Here is a 15,562-nt window from a genome sequence, read left to right on the forward strand (position 1 = left end):
CGGAGGCGCCGCAACCGGCCAGGAGCGGGGCGAGCAGCACGGCGGGCAGCACGGCACCCGCGAGCAGGTGCCGGCGGGTGGCGGACGGCCGACGGCCGCTGCCACGCGAGCCGGAACGGGCTGACGCGAAGGGCAGGACGACGCCGGCGCGTCGCGGCACGAACATCACAGGGGCTCGAGTCCTCACATACTGGCGATGAGCTTGTCGACCCGATCGTCGACGGAACGGAACGGGTCCTTGCACAGGACCGTACGCTGAGCCTGATCATTGAGCTTCAGGTGGACCCAGTCGACCGTGAAGTCCCGGCGTTTCTCTTGGGCGCGCTTGATGAACTCGCCGCGCAGCCGGGCGCGGGTGGTCTGCGGGGGGCGTGACTTGGCCTCGAAGACGTCGAGGTCACGGGTGACGCGCTCGACCAGACCAGCCCGTTCCATCCGGTAGTACAGGCCCCGGGCACGGTGGATGTCGTGGTATTTCAGGTCGAGCTCGGCGACCCGCGGCGAGGCCAGCGACAGCCCGTGCTTGTGCCGGAACCGCTCGATGAGCACGTACTTCGTCACCCAGTCGATCTCACGGGCGACGAGCTCAAGGTCGTCGGTCTCGATCGCGAGCAGGGTGCGGCCCCACAGGTCGAGCACCCGCTTGGCGACCTCGTCCCCGCCGCGGCGCTCCACGAACTCGACCGCCTTGGAGTAGTACTCCCGCTGGATGTCCAGCGCGCTGACCTCACGCCCGTTGGCCAGCTTGATCCTGCGCTGGCAGGTCATGTCGTGGCTGACCTCGCGAATCGCCCGGATCGGGTTCTCCAGGGTCATGTCCCGCAGCATCACGCCGGCTTCGATCATCCGCAGCACCAGGTCGGTCGCCCCGAGCTTGAGCAGCATGGTCGTCTCACTCATGTTCGAGTCGCCGACGATCACGTGCAGCCGCCGGAACCGCTCGGCGTCGGCGTGCGGCTCGTCACGGGTGTTGATGATCGGCCGGGACCGGGTGGTCGCCGAGGACACCGACTCCCAGATGTGCTCGGCGCGCTGGGAGATGCAGTACACCGCGCCCCGCGGGGTCTGCAGCACCTTGCCCGCGCCACACAGGATCTGCCGGCTGACCAAGAACGGCACCAGCACGTCCGCGAGCTTCGAGAACTCGCCGTGCCGGCCGACGAGGTAGTTCTCGTGACAGCCGTAGCTGTTGCCGGCGGAGTCGGTGTTGTTCTTGAACAGATGGATGTCGCCGGCGATGCCCTCCTCGCGCAGCCGTCGTTCGGCCTCGACAAGCAGGCCCTCGAGGATGCGTTCCCCGGCCTTGTCGTGGGTGACCAGGTCGGGCACGGAGTCGCATTCCGGGGTGGCGTACTCCGGATGGCTACCGACATCCAGGTAGAGGCGGGCGCCGTTCTTGAGGAACACGTTGCTGCTGCGTCCCCATGACACGACACGACGGAACAGGTACCGTGCCACCTCGTCCGGGGACAGCCGTCGCTGCCCCCGGAACACGCAGGTGACGCCGTACTCGTTCTCCAGTCCGAAGATGCGGCGGTCCACGTCTGCGACCCTATGCTCGGATGCCGCCTCGGCGCGCCGGGACGCTCGGGCCGGATGTCACCCTGAGGCGGATTCGCCCCTCCTGTGGACGGACGGCCCGACGGGCGGGCCAGCCATCGGGCCCGGCACCGTCCCCCGGCCCTGGGTCCCGGAGACCACCGACCGGGGAGCCGACCGACCGGCTTCCCCTTCCCAACCGGTGCCCCGGAGCCCTCGGGTGGGCAACGCGGCCGCGCCACGCCGACCGACGACCGCCAGTCCCAGCCCGACGACGAACCAGCCGGCGAGGACCAGTACCGGACGGCCACCGCCGGCACCGTCGAAGTAGGCCGTCGAGCGCAGCAGCGTGGCACCCGCCCCCGGCGGCGCGAACTGGCCGATGTCGCCCCAGGGCTGTGGCAGCATCTCCGGTGCGGAGGCCGCCGCCGACAGGGCGGCACCGGCGACCAGAACCAGCACCGCGGCGACGAGACCCGGCACGCCCGCGACCGCACCGAGTCCCAGGACCGGCCCGGCGACGGCCAGCGCCAGCAACGTCACGACCGCCATCGTCGTCAGGAACTCCCCGGGCAGGACGTCCAACGCCCCCTGCAGCGCGACGGCCCCGGCGAAGCCGGAGAGCACCGCGAGCGCGGCGAGCCCGGCGAGCCGGATCACCCGCGACCCCACCATCCGCGCCAGCAGCACGCCGGCCGCGGTGATCACCAGCGTCAACGGGAGGTAACCGGCCGCCAGCCCGCCGCCGGCCTGGTCCCGTGGCGCGTTGGCCACCACGTCGACCACCGGGATCTCCAGACCTGGCATGAACACCCGGATGCCCCGGGTCAGCGCCTCGGTGACCGCCGGGCTCGCCGCGGAGGCGACCCGCAGAGTCAGGCCGTTGCCGCCGATGACGATCGCGGCGTAGGCGTCACGCTCGCGCAGCGCACGGTCGGCGGCGGCCACCGTCGGCACCGTGCGCACCGTGAGGGCGCCCGGCTCCACCCGGCTGATCTGGTCGGCGAGCGCGGTCGCCGCGGGTGCCGGGCCCACGGTGAGGATCGGCAGGTCCCGGGGGCGCAGGCTGGTGACGGACGTTCCGTACAGCCAGACCAGGACACCCATCAGCAGGGCCATGCCGACGGTGATGACGGCGATCCGCCGGGCACCGGGCGTGCCGAGCCCGTCGACGCCGCCGAGCCGGGCCCACGCCCGTCCGGCCGGATCAGCCGGATCGGGCAGGCCGGCCAGGCCGGACAGGCCGGTCTCGCCCGAGGCCAGTGGGGGCGACGGCGCCGAGTGTCCCGACTGGGGGCGCTGTCCCGGAAGAGGATCATGTTCGCCGCCGCCACGATGCCGTCCCCCGCTCACCACAGGAGGGCTCCGACGGTTCGGTCGACGTGCGCCGGGTCCACCGCGCCCCCCCAGGTCGCCGCCATCCTCGGCAGTGGTTGCCTCACCGCGTCCTCCCTCCGTCCAGCGACACCCGCCAGGCCACTACAGGGAGTAGCGTGACGCCTTCAGACTGTCGGGGCCTGTCTGGCGGCGTGTCGCGGCCCGGCGTGTCCGGGTGCATCCGCCGGTCCGCGGCGGTTCCAGACGCCAGGTGGTCGACGGACCATGGGCAGGACAGGCGGATCGGGCGGGAAGGCTCGCCGGCGGAAAGGATGGCGCCATGGCAACCGGAACGAACGACGCGACGTCCCATCGAACACGACATCACGCCGAAGACAGGGCCCGGCTGCGGGCGCAGGTCGTCCGCGGCCGCGGCGGGCTGCCGCTCACAGTCCTCGCCCCGGCCGCGGAGGACCCGCCGCGCGGCGGCATGGTCGTCGTCCAGGACGCCCGAGGCATCACGCCGTACCTGGTCTCCGTCTGCGACCGGCTCGCCGGTGCCGGCTGGCTCACCGTGGCCCCGCACCTATATCACCGCGACGGGCTGGACGAGGTGGACCCGGCCGACGGCTGGGCCGCGGCCACGCCGACGATGGGCACCCTGTCCGGCGCGGGCATCGACGCCGACATCGACGCGGCGCTCGGGCACCTCCTCGACGCGGGCTTCCCCGCCGAGCGGAGCGCGATCATCGGCTTCTGCATGGGTGGCACGGTCGCGCTGCACACCGCCACCCGGCACCCCCTCGCCGCGGCGGTGTCGTTCTACGGCGGCGGGGTCAGCACACCGTACTGGCCCGGCATCCCCGCCTTGGTGGAGGCGGCACCGTCGTTGCGCGGGCCGTGGCTCGGCCTCTACGGCGAGGAAGACGCCCTGATCTCCACCGACGAGATCGCCGCCCTACGGGCCGCGGCCGCACGCTCGGGCGCCCCGACGGAGCTGGTCAGCTACGCCGGGGCCGGCCACGCCTTCCACAGCGACGACCGGGAGGCGGTCTACCGCCCGGTCGCCGCGGCCGACGCCTGGTCACGGGCACTCGCCTTCCTCGACCGGCACGTCCGCCCCCGCTGAGGCGCCCGGCCGGCTGGCCAGCCGAGGCGGGCCTCGCCAGCACCACGCTTGCCACGGCGATGCCGGTAACATCGGAGATCGTCACCATCGACATCGCGAGCATCACCCACACGGCATCCAGAGGTCACGGTGGGCGCACACTACGCTCTGTCGTTCATCAGCAGGATCCCGGTCCGAGACGGTACGCAGATCCTGGTCAACGGGGCGACCGGGGCCATCGGCTCGGCGGCGGTCCAGCTGCTGAAGTGTCTGGGCGCCCAGGTGACCGCGGTGTGCGGTCCGGACGGCGTCGACCTGGTGCGAGGGCTGGGCGCCGACAGGGTCATCGACCACACCACGCAGGACTTCACCCGGGAGTGGAGGCCTACCGGTACGTCGAGTCCGGGCAGAAGATCGGCAACGTCGTGATCGCGGTCCGCCCCCGGACGGTGCCACGGCTAGGCTGCTCTGAGGCCACGTCATAGCTCATGCCACGTCACAGCTGGCGATAGCTGGCGCGGCTCAGCGTGAGTCTGCTCTGCTGGCAGCGTAACAGTTGGGGTATGGGTACCGGGATCGTGGATGCGTCCGTGCTGGCGATTTCGGACGCGGCGACACTGCCCACCGAGGTAGTCCTGGCTCGGCTCGCCACGACCTCAGTGGGGTTGTCCTCGGCGGAGGCGGCGGCGCGATGGGCCCGGGTGGGACCGAACGCGGTGCGCACCCATCACGCCCGTGCGCTCGCGGTGCTCGTCCGCCAGGTACGCAGCCCCTTGCTTGTGCTGCTGCTGGTGGCGGCCGCGGTGTCGTTCTTCGTCGGGGAGCGCGCCAACGCACTGATCATCGGCGTGATCGTCATGTTCGGAGTGGTGCTGGGGTTCGCCAATGAGTACCGTGCCGAACGCGCCGCCGAGGATCTGCACTCCCAGTTGCGTCACCGGGCGGTGGTGTGCCGGGATGGCCGATGGACATCGTGCGAGGTGACCGCGCTGGTGCCCGGAGACGTGGTGCGCCTTGAGCTGGGTTCGGTGGTGCCCGGAGACGTGCGCATCCTGTCCTCGGTCGCGCTGGAATGTGACGAGGCGGTCCTCACCGGCGAATCGCAACCGGTGGCCAAGGGGCCGGCGCCGGTGCCCGCCGGCGCCGCGCTGGGAGAGCTTGCGTCGTGTGCGCTTATGGGCACGCTCGTGCGGACCGGCTCGGCGGCGGCCGTGGTGGTCGCCACCGGCGCGCGTACCCAGTTCGGCCGGATTGCGCTCGGGCTGGGCGAACGGCATGAGGAGACCCAGTTCCAGGTGGGGCTGCGCCGGTTCTCCGGGCTACTGGCCCGGGTCGCCGTCGTGCTCACCGGCTCGATCTTCGTCATCAACCTGGTGCTGGCCCGCCGCAAGGTGCTGGTGAAGCGGCTGGTCTGCATCGAGGACCTCGGCGACATCGAGGTCCTGCTCACCGACAAGACCGGAACCTTGACCGAAGGACGGATCGGTTTCCACCACGCCCTGGACCCCACCGGTGCCCGGTCGGACCAGATCCTGCTACTCGGCCTGGCCTGCACCGAAGTACCCGGCAACCCGGCAGTACCCGGCGACCAGGCAGGGACAGCTGGCGGCAACCCGCTGGACGCCGCGCTGTGGCAGGCTCCCGGTGCCGCCAGTCTGCCGGTGTCCAAACGTCCAGGTGGCCGTCGCGCCGTTCGACCACGACCGGCGCCGCGCGTCCGTGCTGGCCGACGGCCCGGACGGCCGAGTCCTGATCGTCAAGGGTGCTCCGGAAGGCGTGCTGGCGCGGTGTCGCGACGTCCCCGGCTCGGCCGCGGCGGTCCTCGACGCCGAGTTCCGCGCCGGCAGCCGGGTCGTCGCCATCGCGTCCAAGCCCGCCCCGGACCTGGACACGGTGACCGCCGAGGACGAGCACGATCTCGCCCTCGCCGGGTTTCTGATCTTCCTTGACCGGCCCAAGCCGTCGGCCGCACAGGCGCTGGCCCGCCTCGACGCGCTCGGCGTCACCGTTCGATCTTCGACTTTCTCACCTTCGCGATCATGCTCCACGTCTTCCATGCCGGCCCGACCCTGTTCCGTTCCGGCTGGTCCGTTGAATCGCTCGCCACCCAGCCCCTGGTGATCTTTGTGATCCGCACCCGGCGAGTGCCGTTCCTCCGTAGCCGCCCGGGCCGACTCCTCACGGCGGCCACCCTGCTCGTCGTCGTGGTCGGCGCGCTGCTGCCGGCATCTCCGCTGGCCGGCGGACTCGGCTTCCACGCGCTGCCGATCGGGTTCTTTGCCGCGCTCCTCGCCATGATCGTCAGCTATCTTGCCCTCGTCGAAGCCGGTAAGCACGAGTTCTACACTCATCTCGCCGGGACGCTGATCGAACCACCTCACTGGCACCGGCGCCGGCTGCACCGGCGGGCGGCACGGTTCAGTCACTCCGGTCGGCTTCCGACCCGGTCCCCCGCACCGCCACCACGCTGAGTTGGGGTGCCACCGGCTCGCGACCGGTGGGCCTGGGCGCACCGCCGACCGGAGCCCGCGCACGCAGGCGGCGTGTCGGCCGCCGACCAGGGATCTCCCTTACCCGCGCAGGACGTCGATCATAGTGGAGATGGAAAGGCCGAGCAGAACGAGGGCGGCGAACTGCTGGACCCGGCGCAGCGGAGCGACCCGCAGCAGGAAGTGGCCAAAGGCGACAGCCAGCCCAGTGACGGTGCACAGGGCCAGCAACGCGCCGACGCCGACGGGAATCGGGCGGTGGTAGCGGGCCGCGAGGGTAGCGGTGAGAATCTGGGTGAGATCGCCGAACTCGGCGACGAGGACAACACCGAACGCCTCGGCCCATACGCGTCTCGCGGCGGGTCCCTCGACGCCGGCGGCCTTGTGCCCCTCCAGTTCGGCGGGGTCGGCGGGGTGGGAACGCAGGAGGAGGACCGCACCGACGAAGAACAGCGCCCCGGCGACCAACTCGACAGCCCTTCGGGGCAGTGCCGCGACCAAGCCGCCGACGGCGGTGGCGACGCCGACGTGCACTGCGAACGCTGCCCAAATCCCAGCGAGAACCGGCAGCGGCCGGTAGCGGGCGCCCAGAACGAGTGCCGCCACGAACGTCTTGTCCGGCAGCTCGGCCGGGAAGACCACAGCGAAGGCGGTCGCTGCAATAATGATATTGTTCACGGCGAGCCCCTGCCGGCCCGGGGCCAGCCCACCCCGGCAGGGCGGCGTGTGATGAGCCCCTTCGAAGGCTCCTGCCTGGTCGAACGGCGTCCTACCCGGCCCGCGGACCTCACGAACCGCGAAACACGCCTCCACGGGGACGCGGCAGCACAAGAACCGTTTGCCAGCTGGGGCTGACAATCTTGGTTTGGGGTCCCGAAATCACCATCCGTCCGGTCGCTACGCGGCTGCGGTGATCCGGTACACCTCGCGACGACCGGCGGGCGGACGGCCCGGAGACCCATCAGCGATCATGGCTGGCAGGACCGCCGGGCCCAGGCGGCGAACATCGCCGCGCTGATGAGGAGGTTGTTCTCGTCGCGGCTGAGGGACCACCACTGGTCCACCTCGTCCCGGGTCAGCAGTCCGGCTTCAATGATGCTCTCCTGGAACCGCTCCACGAGGAGCTGCCAGGCGAGCCACGACTCGCCGGTGCCGCGGGACTGAACGCCGTGGTACTGCGCGGACTCGTCGGTGAGGTCCAGGCTGAGCACATCGCCGAGGAGTCGGCGGCCATAGGTCGCGTCAAACCCGCCACCCTCGCCTATGAGCCCTTGCAGCGCGCGGACCATGGCGGTGTGTATCGGCGCCTCCGGGACGACCAGGTCGGCGCAGGTCCAATCGACCTCCTCGATCAGAAGCCAGCCGCCTGGTGCGACCGCCGCCGCGAGCCGTTGGAGCGCACGCCGATGGGGGTGGAGGTGTGCGATCAGGAGCCGGGCGTGGACCAGGTCGAACCGCGCGTGCGGAAGATCGTCGACCATCACGTCCATGCGCCGGACCTCCACCGGCTCCGGTAGCCGGTCGAGGAAGCGGATGTCGCGGTCCACCGCGAGGACGTGCCCCGCGGGGCCGACGACCTCGGCCAGGGCCCGGGCGACCGAGCCGGTGCCCGCGCCGACCTCGAGGCAGTGATGCCCAGCGCCGATACCCAGGGCCGCCACGAGCCGCATGGTGCCCGGGTCCCACAGCTGCGCCATCGCTTCGAGGCGGGTGCGCTCGTCCGGATGCCCCTGGTCCAACACGTAGGTGGACAAATCAGTGCCCCCATGGTCACATATGGCGTCGATCGACGTCCGCTGGGACTCCGACACGGATTATTCCTCGCCTCGCCGGGTGTTTACACCGGCGATCCATTTCTCCTATCGCGCCATAGACGACCTTGCGGCGCACGGGGCGTTTATGTGAGCATTCCATCGACATCGCGACCGAATCAGTTCGAAGAATGTTCATCTCGTGGTAGTCGGCAGAGGCTGTCATCAACGGCACTGTAATCAACGGAACTCCAGCGAGATGATTTTGTGGCACCCGTGCCGAGAGAGGGGCGTGGACGTGTCCACTGCGCCGCAGGTTGTCTTCGACGCCTTTCACCCCATGCACCGATCCAACCCCTACCCGCGGTACGCGGCCGTCCGCGATTTCGCCGCGCTGTACCCGATCAGTCCGGGTATTCTCATGGCGACACGCTACGAGGAGTGCTCGGCGGTTTTCACGGACGCGCTGTGGGGCCACGGCTACGAGGAGGGCATCAACCCCTTCCGTCCAGGAGTGGCTCCCGACGACGTGCCGGGGTCGATGCTGCGGATGGACCCGCCGGACCACACTCGGCTACGCGGGCTGGTCAAACGGGCGTTCGTCCCGCGCAGCACCGAGGGGCTCCGGCAGCGGATCGAAGATCTCGTCAATGCGCTGCTCGACGCGGCGATCGAGGCCGGCGAGGTCGACCTGATGGAGGCATTCGCGCGGCCACTGCCGCTCACCCTCATCGGCGACATGCTTGGCATCCCGCCCGAGGACTACCCCGCGGTCCAGAAGTGGTCGCTGGACATCGTCCGCGGCACGGACCCGGACGTCCTGCAGTCGCCCGAGAGCCTGGCGCGCAGGCCGGAGGCCATGCGGGAGTTCGAGGCGTACTTCGCGGCGCTACTCGCGCAGCGGCGCGAGGATCCTCGCGACGACATGCTGAGCGGGATGTGCGCGGCCGAGGACCGCGGCGAGCTGAGCGGCCGGGAGGCACTCGGGCTGTCCGTGGGGTTGCTGATCGGGGGGTACGAGACCGTCTCCGACCTGATCGGCAAGGGTGTCGTGGCCCTGGTGCGCAACCCCGACCAGATCGCGCTCTGGCTTGCCGATCCCGATCTCGCGGCGCCCGCCGTTGACGAGTTGCTCCGCTACGAGCCGCCCGTGCAGTTCACCCACCGGGTCGCGTTGGCGGAACGGGAGCTGGCCGGGCATACGTTCGCGCGGGGGGACGGCATCGTCATCCTGACCGCCGCCGCCAACCGCGACCCCGCCGTGTACACCGATCCGGAGCGTCTGGACATCACCCGGTTCGCCGGCCGCACCCCCGCGCCGCGCCACCTCTCGTTCAGCGAGGGGCTCCACTACTGCCTCGGCGCGCATCTCGGCCGGCTGGAGACTCAGATCGCCGTGGACACCCTCCTGCGCCGCGCCCCCGGGCTGTCACTGACCGACGAACCCGTCTGGCGCAACACGGTCGCCATCCACGGGCTGGACACCCTTCCGGTCCGCCTTCGGGATTGACCGACCGCCCACGACGCCCGGCCCACCGCATTCCAGGGAGACCAATGAGCGTGAACGAAACGGGTGCCGAACCGGACGTCACCGCCCCTCGCGCCGGCGTGCCGCAGGTCGTCTTCGATGCGTTCGATCCCGAGCACTGGCCCAACCCTTATCCCCGGTACGCCGCGGCCCGCGCGGCCGAACCGCTTTTTCCTACTCCGCTGGGCGTACACCTGGTGACCCGCTACCAGGACTGCGCGACCGTTCTCCAGGACAACACCTGGAGTCACGCCCACGAAGCCGAATTGTTCCATCCCGGCGTCGACACCCTTGACTTGCCGACCTCGTTCCTCTGGATGGACCCGCCCGACCACACCCGGCTGCGCGGGCTGGTCAGCAAGGCGTTCACCCCGCGCACGGTGGCCAACCTGCGGCCCCGCATCGAGCAACTCGTCACGGACCTGTTCGACGCGATCGTCGAGGCCCGCGAGGTCGACGTGATTACCGCGTTGGCCTACCCGTTGCCGCTCACCATCATCGCCGAGCTGCTCGGCGCGCCGGCCGAGGACCATCCGGACCTTCAGCGCTGGTCGGGGGCGCTCGCCCGCGGGTTCGACCCCGACCCGCTCCTCTTGCCCGAGGAACGTGACGCACGCTCCCAGGCCGCCCGCGACTTCGTGTCCTACTTCCGTGCCCTCATCGCCCGGCGTCGCGCCGAGCCGGCCGATGACCTGATCAGCGAGCTCGCCGCCGTCGAGGAGCAGGGCGACGTCCTGACCGAGAACGAGATGCTCGCGACCTGCGTCACGCTGCTGGTAGCCGGGCACGAGACAAGTGTCAACCTGGTCGCCAACGGCATCCTGGCGTTGATCCGCCACCCCGACCAGTACGCCTTGCTCCGATCCACCCCGCGGCTGGCAGAGCCCGCCGTCGAGGAGATGCTGCGTTACGACTCGCCGGTGCACATGACCACCCGCCTCGCCCACCAGCGGACGGAACTCGCCGGGCACACGTTCCAGGCCGGTGACGGCGTCGTGTTGCTCTTCGGCTCGGCCAACCGGGATCCGGCGGCGTTCCCTGACGCCGAGCGGTTCGACATCACCCGGTACGCGGGCCAGACGCCCGCGAAGCGTCATCTCACGTTCAGCCTCGGCATCCACTACTGCCTCGGCGCGCCGCTCGCCCGTCTGGAGATGGAGATGGTGCTGCACGAGCTCATCCGGAGAGGGATCACGATGACGCCGCTCACGGACGACCTCGCCTACCGTAGGAACCTCGTCCTGCGCGGCATCGCCAGCTTCCCGGTCCGCTTCGAACAGCACGCCGGTGTCCTCGGTCAGGTGCCGACGTAGGCCGCGAGGTGCTCGCCGGTGAGGGTGGAGCGGGCGGCGACGAGGTCGGCGGGGGTGCCCTCGAAGACGATCCGGCCGCCGTCGTGGCCGGCGCCGGGACCGAGGTCGATGATCCAGTCGGCGTGCGCCATGACCGCCTGGTGGTGCTCGATGACGATGACCGACTTGCCGGCGTCGACGAGCCGGTCGAGCAGGCCGAGTAACTGCTCGACGTCGGCGAGGTGCAGGCCGGTGGTCGGCTCGTCGAGGACGTAGACGCCGCCCTTCTCGGCCAGGTGGGTGGCCAGCTTGAGCCGCTGCCGCTCGCCGCCGGACAGCGTGGTGAGCGGCTGGCCGAGGCTGAGGTAGCCGAGCCCGACGTCGGCGAGCCGGCTGAGGATGGCGTGCGCGGCCGGCGTGCGCGCCTCGCCGGCGCCGAAGAACTCCTCGGCCTCGGTCACCGACATCGCGAGCACCTCGCTGATGTCACGCCCGCCGAGGTGGTGCTCCAGCACCGATGCTTCGAACCGTTTCCCCTCGCACTCCTCGCAGGTGGTGGCGACGCCGGCCATCATCGCCAGGTCGGTGTAGATGACCCCGACGCCGCTGCAGGTGGGGCAGGCGCCCTCGGAGTTGGCGCTGAACAGCGCCGGCTTCACGCCGCACGCCTTCGCGAACGCCTTGCGGATCGGGTCGAGCAGTCCGGTGTACGTCGCCGGGTTGCTCCGTCGCGAGCCGCGGATCGCGCCCTGGTCGATCGACACCACACCCGCGCCGGCTGGCCCCGAGAGACGGGGGATCGACCCGTGTACGAGCGAGCTCTTGCCGGAGCCGGCGACGCCGGTGACGACGACAAGCACCCCGAGCGGGATGTCGACGTCGACGTCGCGCAGGTTGTGCGCCGTCGCGCCGCGGATCGCGAGCCGGCCGGTGGGCGTCCGCACCGTCTCCTTGAGGGTGGCCCGGTCGTCGAGATGGCGGCCGGTGCGGGTGCCGCTGGCCCGCAGCCCCTCGACGGTGCCCTCGAAGCAGACGGTGCCGCCCGCCGTGCCGGCGCCGGGGCCGAGGTCGACGACGTGGTCGGCGATCGCGATCGTCTCCGGCTCGTGCTCCACGACGAGCACCGTGTTGCCCTTGTCCCGCAGCCGTAGCAACAGGTCGTTCATCCGCTGGATGTCATGGGGGTGCAGGCCCGTGGTGGGCTCGTCGAAGACGTAGGTGACGTCGGTGAGTGAGGAGCCGAGGTGGCGGATCATCTTGACGCGCTGCGCCTCGCCGCCCGACAGCGTGCCCGACGGCCGGTCGAGCGAGAGGTAGCCCAGCCCGATCTCCACGAACGAGTCGAGGGTCCGCCGCAGCGTGGCGAGCAGCGGCGCGCCCGACGGCTCGTCGAGGCCGCGGACCCATTCGGCCAGGTCGCTGATCTGCATCGCGCAGGCTTCCGCGATGTTGATCCCGCCGATCCGCGAGGAGCGGGCCGCCTCGCTGAGCCGGGTGCCGCCGCAGTCGGGACAGGCGGTGAAGGTGACCGCCCGGTCCACGAACGCGCGGATATGCGGCTGCAGCGCGTCTGGGTCCTTGGCGAGGAACGACTTCTGGACCTTGGGGACCAGCCCCTCGTAGGTGAGGTTGACACCGTTGACCTTCACCTTGGTCGGTTCCTTGTAGAGGAAGTCCTGGAGCTCCTTCTTCGTGTACTGGCGGATCGGCTTGTTCGGGTCGAGGAAGCCCGACTCGATGAAGATCCCCACCGTCCACCAACTGTCCACCTTGTAGCCGGGAATGGTGATCGCGCCCTCGGCGAGCGACTTGGAGTCGTCGAAAAGCTGGGTGAGGTCGATCTCGGAGACCGTGCCCCGGCCCTCGCAGCGCGGGCACATGCCGCCGATGCGGGTGAAGGTCTGTTTCACGGTCTTGGTCTTACCGGCACCGCGTTCGACCGTGACCGCGCCGGCCGCTCGGACCGAGGGGACGTTGAAGGAGAACGCGTTGGGCGAGCCGATGTGCGGCTTGCCGAGCCGGCTGAACAGGATGCGCAGCATCGCGTTCGCGTCGGTGGCGGTGCCGACCGTGGAGCGGGCGTCGGCGCCCATCCGCTGCTGGTCGACGATGATCGCGGTCGTCAGCCCTTCGAGTACGTCGACCTCGGGCCGCGCCAGCGTCGGCATGAAGCCCTGCACGAAGGCGCTGTACGTCTCGTTGATCAGCCGCTGCGACTCGGCGGCGATCGTGCCGAACACCAGCGAGCTCTTGCCCGAGCCGGAGACGCCGGTGAACACCGTCAGCCGGCGCTTCGGGATCTCGATGCTGACGTCCTTGAGGTTGTTCTCGCGCGCGCCGTGCACGCGGATCACATCTCGGCGGTCGGCAACGTGCGGCGCCGGCGACTGCGGGTCCGTCCTCGTGGCCGTGCTCATCGTGTCTCCATCTGTCTGGTACACGGGATCTGTCTGGTACACGGGATCTGTCTGGTGTGGAGCGATCCCGCTTCCGTGGGCAGTGAGACGGCGGGCACGCGACGATACCGCGGCGAGGCTGTGGCCCATGCCGGGGACCAGGACGAGGTCGAGCCGTGCCGGGTCGTCGTGGTGATCTACTCATCGAGGCGACGCCGCGCACCCATGCGCCGCGAGCGGACTCCGGTCACCTACCCGGCTGTCGCTCGGCGGGCCGGGGTCTCCCGCACCTTCCTTTACCAGAACGCCCGACAAGCGCCCGCCCCGGTGGTCCCTGATCGGTGACAGACACAGTCGGAAGCTGCCCCACCCTACTGAGGTAAACACTCCGTCACTCTGGCGCTGACGATCGCGGTCCGTAGACCATGATTCAATGCGCGCTTCTGCCGATGTACGGAAGCGGCGGAACATCCGGCACTGCCGATGGCGCTATTTCGGACAGATCCGCTCGAACTTGGTCCAGCCGCGCCAGCCGCGCTCCTCGAGCAGTTCCAGGAGCCGACGGGCGATCGGCACCGAGTCACTGAACCGGATTCCACCGAGCGCCGCACGGGCCTTGCCGCCTCGTGGACCGGGCGGTCCGGGCCGCCGTCGCCTGCGCGGGGTGCCGTGCTCCTCCGGGGCGGTGAGCCGGGGTCCGCTGCGCCGGGTCGTGTCCAGGGGTGCTTCAGCTGGCGTGGACCAGGTACACGGCGGCGAGAGCGATCGCCAGGGTTCCGAGCAGCAGTTTCAGGGCGGTCGTGGGTAGGTGGGGCTGGAGCCTTGCACCAAGGTAGCCGCCGCAGAGCCCGCCGGCGCCGCAGGCCAGACCAAGCGCCCAGTGGGGTGCGATGTTCCCGGGCGTCGTCAGGGCGAGCATGCCGTAGGTGGCGGCGCCGACGAGGGAGGTGAGGAACGTCGAGGCGAGTGTGGCGGGGGCGACCACGGCGACCGGCATGCCGCGCCCGACGAGGAGCGGGCCCAGGATCGAGCCGCCGCCGATGCCGTAGATGCCGCCGACGACTCCGACGACCAGTGCCAGGGCCGTGACGGTGCTGGGATGGGGCAGGGAGGCGCTGCTGGTGCGACCGGCACGCAGCGTGCGCGCGACGAGCCAGGCACCCAACGGCAGCAGCAGCGTCACGAAAACAATCCCGCGACGTCGTCCAGGCACCGCTGTCGGCCTGTTCAGCCTGACCTACCGGGACTGCCGTCCCCACGGCTTGTCCGCCTGGCCCCTCCTCCCGGTCCCCGGCGACGGCGCGATGGTGGCGTGCGATGAACGCCGGGGTGGACGCGACGTGACAGCGACGTAGGCCGACCAGCGGTCACCGAACCCGCGGCGACCTCTCGGTCCTCGCCCCAGGCCCTGCGTGGATGGTCAGTCCGTCGTCGGCTCGGCGCAGAGCTGACCATGCTGGGCAATTGGGCACACGGCGGTGAGCGGGTTGACCCGGCGACGTCGGATCATCCAGCACCTGCGCTCCAGCGCGACTCGCCGCACTCTGGAAGCGGGAGGGAGCGCGGCGTGGGGACCGATTCGGGCCGTCCCGTCCGCTCGCTCCGGGAGGTGACAGTGATGATGTACTGGCACGACGGCTATGGAATGAGCGGCTGGGGCTGGTTCGCGATGTCCCTGGGCATGCTGCTGTTCTGGGCTGTGCTCATCATCGGGGCGGTGCTGGTGGTACGGGCGCTGACCCACGCCGGCGATCGCGGCCGTCCCCCGATGTGGCCACCCGCCGCGCCTCCGGCCGCCGGTGGGCCCGCCGGACCGTCTCCCGAGCAGGTCTTGGCCGACCGCTTCGCCCGCGGGGAGATCGACGAGCAGGAGTACCGCGCCCGTCTGGCCGCGCTCCGCGAGACGGCCGACCGCCTCGTCAAACACTGACGGCCGACCGAGGCCTCGACCGACTGCGGCACGCTCACCCCGAGCATGGGCGGCGCGCCAGCCGACCAGCGGCGCTGGCCCGTGGCCTCGCATCCGCGCGCCGCGGCGGTTCAGCGGGCCATGGGTGGTCCCCGCCGAACCGACGCGGGAGGCGGGTGCACCGCCCGGAGCGCAGGTCGGAGTCGCTGCGACGGCTTGCCCGCTAGTACTCC

General features: G+C 70.7%; 14 protein-coding genes and 2 pseudogenes. 9 read left to right on the forward strand and 7 right to left on the reverse strand.

Going from position 1 to position 15,562, the window contains the following annotated elements:
• Nucleotides 1-183 precede the first annotated feature (183 nt).
• Nucleotides 184-1,542 (reverse strand): Pup--protein ligase, encoded by a 1,359-nt coding sequence (gene pafA, locus AC08OP_RS07885; protein WP_476613577.1) that lies wholly within the window; start codon nucleotides 1,540-1,542, stop codon nucleotides 184-186.
• Between the two features lie 57 nt (nucleotides 1,543-1,599).
• Nucleotides 1,600-2,892, reverse strand: a complete 1,293-nt coding sequence (locus AC08OP_RS07890; RefSeq protein ID WP_476613578.1) for a hypothetical protein — start codon at nucleotides 2,890-2,892, stop codon at nucleotides 1,600-1,602.
• Between the two features lie 304 nt (nucleotides 2,893-3,196).
• Between AC08OP_RS07890 and AC08OP_RS07895 the strand changes: the two genes are divergently transcribed.
• From AC08OP_RS07895 to AC08OP_RS07915, 5 genes and pseudogenes are all read left to right on the forward strand, one after another.
• A complete protein-coding gene (locus AC08OP_RS07895) occupies nucleotides 3,197-3,985 on the forward strand; it encodes a dienelactone hydrolase family protein (RefSeq protein ID WP_476613579.1) in 789 nt (262 codons plus the stop codon).
• 129 nt (nucleotides 3,986-4,114) lie between these two features.
• Entirely contained in the window at nucleotides 4,115-4,393 is a 279-nt protein-coding gene (locus AC08OP_RS07900) for a zinc-binding dehydrogenase (protein WP_476613580.1), read from the forward strand.
• A gap of 134 nt (nucleotides 4,394-4,527) precedes the next feature.
• Nucleotides 4,528-5,208: pseudogene (locus tag AC08OP_RS07905) on the forward strand (P-type ATPase actuator domain-containing protein); the annotation flags it as partial.
• A 475-nt stretch (nucleotides 5,209-5,683) separates the two neighbouring features.
• A complete protein-coding gene (locus tag AC08OP_RS07910) occupies nucleotides 5,684-6,085 on the forward strand; it encodes a hypothetical protein (protein WP_476613581.1) in 402 nt (133 codons plus the stop codon).
• The gene (locus tag AC08OP_RS07915; protein WP_476613591.1) at nucleotides 5,977-6,435 is read left to right on the forward strand and encodes a hypothetical protein; all 459 of its coding nucleotides are present in this window, start codon (nucleotides 5,977-5,979) and stop codon (nucleotides 6,433-6,435) included. The genes AC08OP_RS07910 and AC08OP_RS07915 overlap by 109 nt, the downstream gene beginning before the upstream one ends.
• Nucleotides 6,436-6,534: 99 nt before the next feature.
• Here the strand turns inward: AC08OP_RS07915 and AC08OP_RS07920 are convergent, their stop codons facing one another.
• Nucleotides 6,535-7,131 (reverse strand): TMEM165/GDT1 family protein, encoded by a 597-nt coding sequence (locus AC08OP_RS07920; RefSeq protein ID WP_476613582.1) that lies wholly within the window; start codon nucleotides 7,129-7,131, stop codon nucleotides 6,535-6,537.
• Between the two features lie 290 nt (nucleotides 7,132-7,421).
• A complete protein-coding gene (locus AC08OP_RS07925) occupies nucleotides 7,422-8,264 on the reverse strand; it encodes a class I SAM-dependent methyltransferase (protein WP_476613583.1) in 843 nt (280 codons plus the stop codon).
• A 238-nt stretch (nucleotides 8,265-8,502) separates the two neighbouring features.
• Here AC08OP_RS07925 and AC08OP_RS07930 point away from each other — a divergent pair, with 238 nt between their 5' ends.
• Nucleotides 8,503-9,714 carry a cytochrome P450 gene (locus AC08OP_RS07930; protein WP_476613584.1) on the forward strand — a complete coding sequence of 404 codons (1,212 nt, stop codon included), beginning with the start codon at nucleotides 8,503-8,505 and terminating at the stop codon, nucleotides 9,712-9,714.
• A gap of 44 nt (nucleotides 9,715-9,758) precedes the next feature.
• On the forward strand, nucleotides 9,759-11,045 hold the full coding sequence (locus AC08OP_RS07935; RefSeq protein WP_476613585.1) for a cytochrome P450: 1,287 nt from the start codon (nucleotides 9,759-9,761) through the stop codon (nucleotides 11,043-11,045).
• Here AC08OP_RS07935 and AC08OP_RS07940 read toward each other — a convergent pair.
• Nucleotides 11,030-13,441, reverse strand: coding sequence for an ATP-binding cassette domain-containing protein (locus AC08OP_RS07940; protein ID WP_476613586.1), 2,412 nt, complete (start codon nucleotides 13,439-13,441; stop codon nucleotides 11,030-11,032). The two genes, AC08OP_RS07935 and AC08OP_RS07940, sit on opposite strands and share 16 nt — an antisense overlap.
• Before the next feature lie 75 nt (nucleotides 13,442-13,516).
• Here AC08OP_RS07940 and AC08OP_RS07945 point away from each other — a divergent pair, with 75 nt between their 5' ends.
• Nucleotides 13,517-13,765 carry a hypothetical protein gene (locus tag AC08OP_RS07945; RefSeq protein ID WP_476613587.1) on the forward strand — a complete coding sequence of 83 codons (249 nt, stop codon included), beginning with the start codon at nucleotides 13,517-13,519 and terminating at the stop codon, nucleotides 13,763-13,765.
• A gap of 144 nt (nucleotides 13,766-13,909) precedes the next feature.
• On the opposite strand, the pseudogene AC08OP_RS07950 reads toward AC08OP_RS07945, so the two are convergent.
• A pseudogene (locus tag AC08OP_RS07950) lies at nucleotides 13,910-14,008 on the reverse strand (MerR family transcriptional regulator); the annotation flags it as partial.
• A gap of 139 nt (nucleotides 14,009-14,147) precedes the next feature.
• Nucleotides 14,148-14,603, reverse strand: coding sequence for a TSUP family transporter (locus tag AC08OP_RS07955; protein ID WP_476613588.1), 456 nt, complete (start codon nucleotides 14,601-14,603; stop codon nucleotides 14,148-14,150).
• Nucleotides 14,604-14,987: 384 nt separating this feature from the next.
• Between AC08OP_RS07955 and AC08OP_RS07960 the strand changes: the two genes are divergently transcribed.
• Entirely contained in the window at nucleotides 14,988-15,350 is a 363-nt protein-coding gene (locus tag AC08OP_RS07960) for an SHOCT domain-containing protein (RefSeq protein WP_476613589.1), read from the forward strand.
• Nucleotides 15,351-15,562: the final 212 nt, after the last annotated feature.

Source organism: Frankia sp. CeRuru1 (assembly GCF_977966315.1).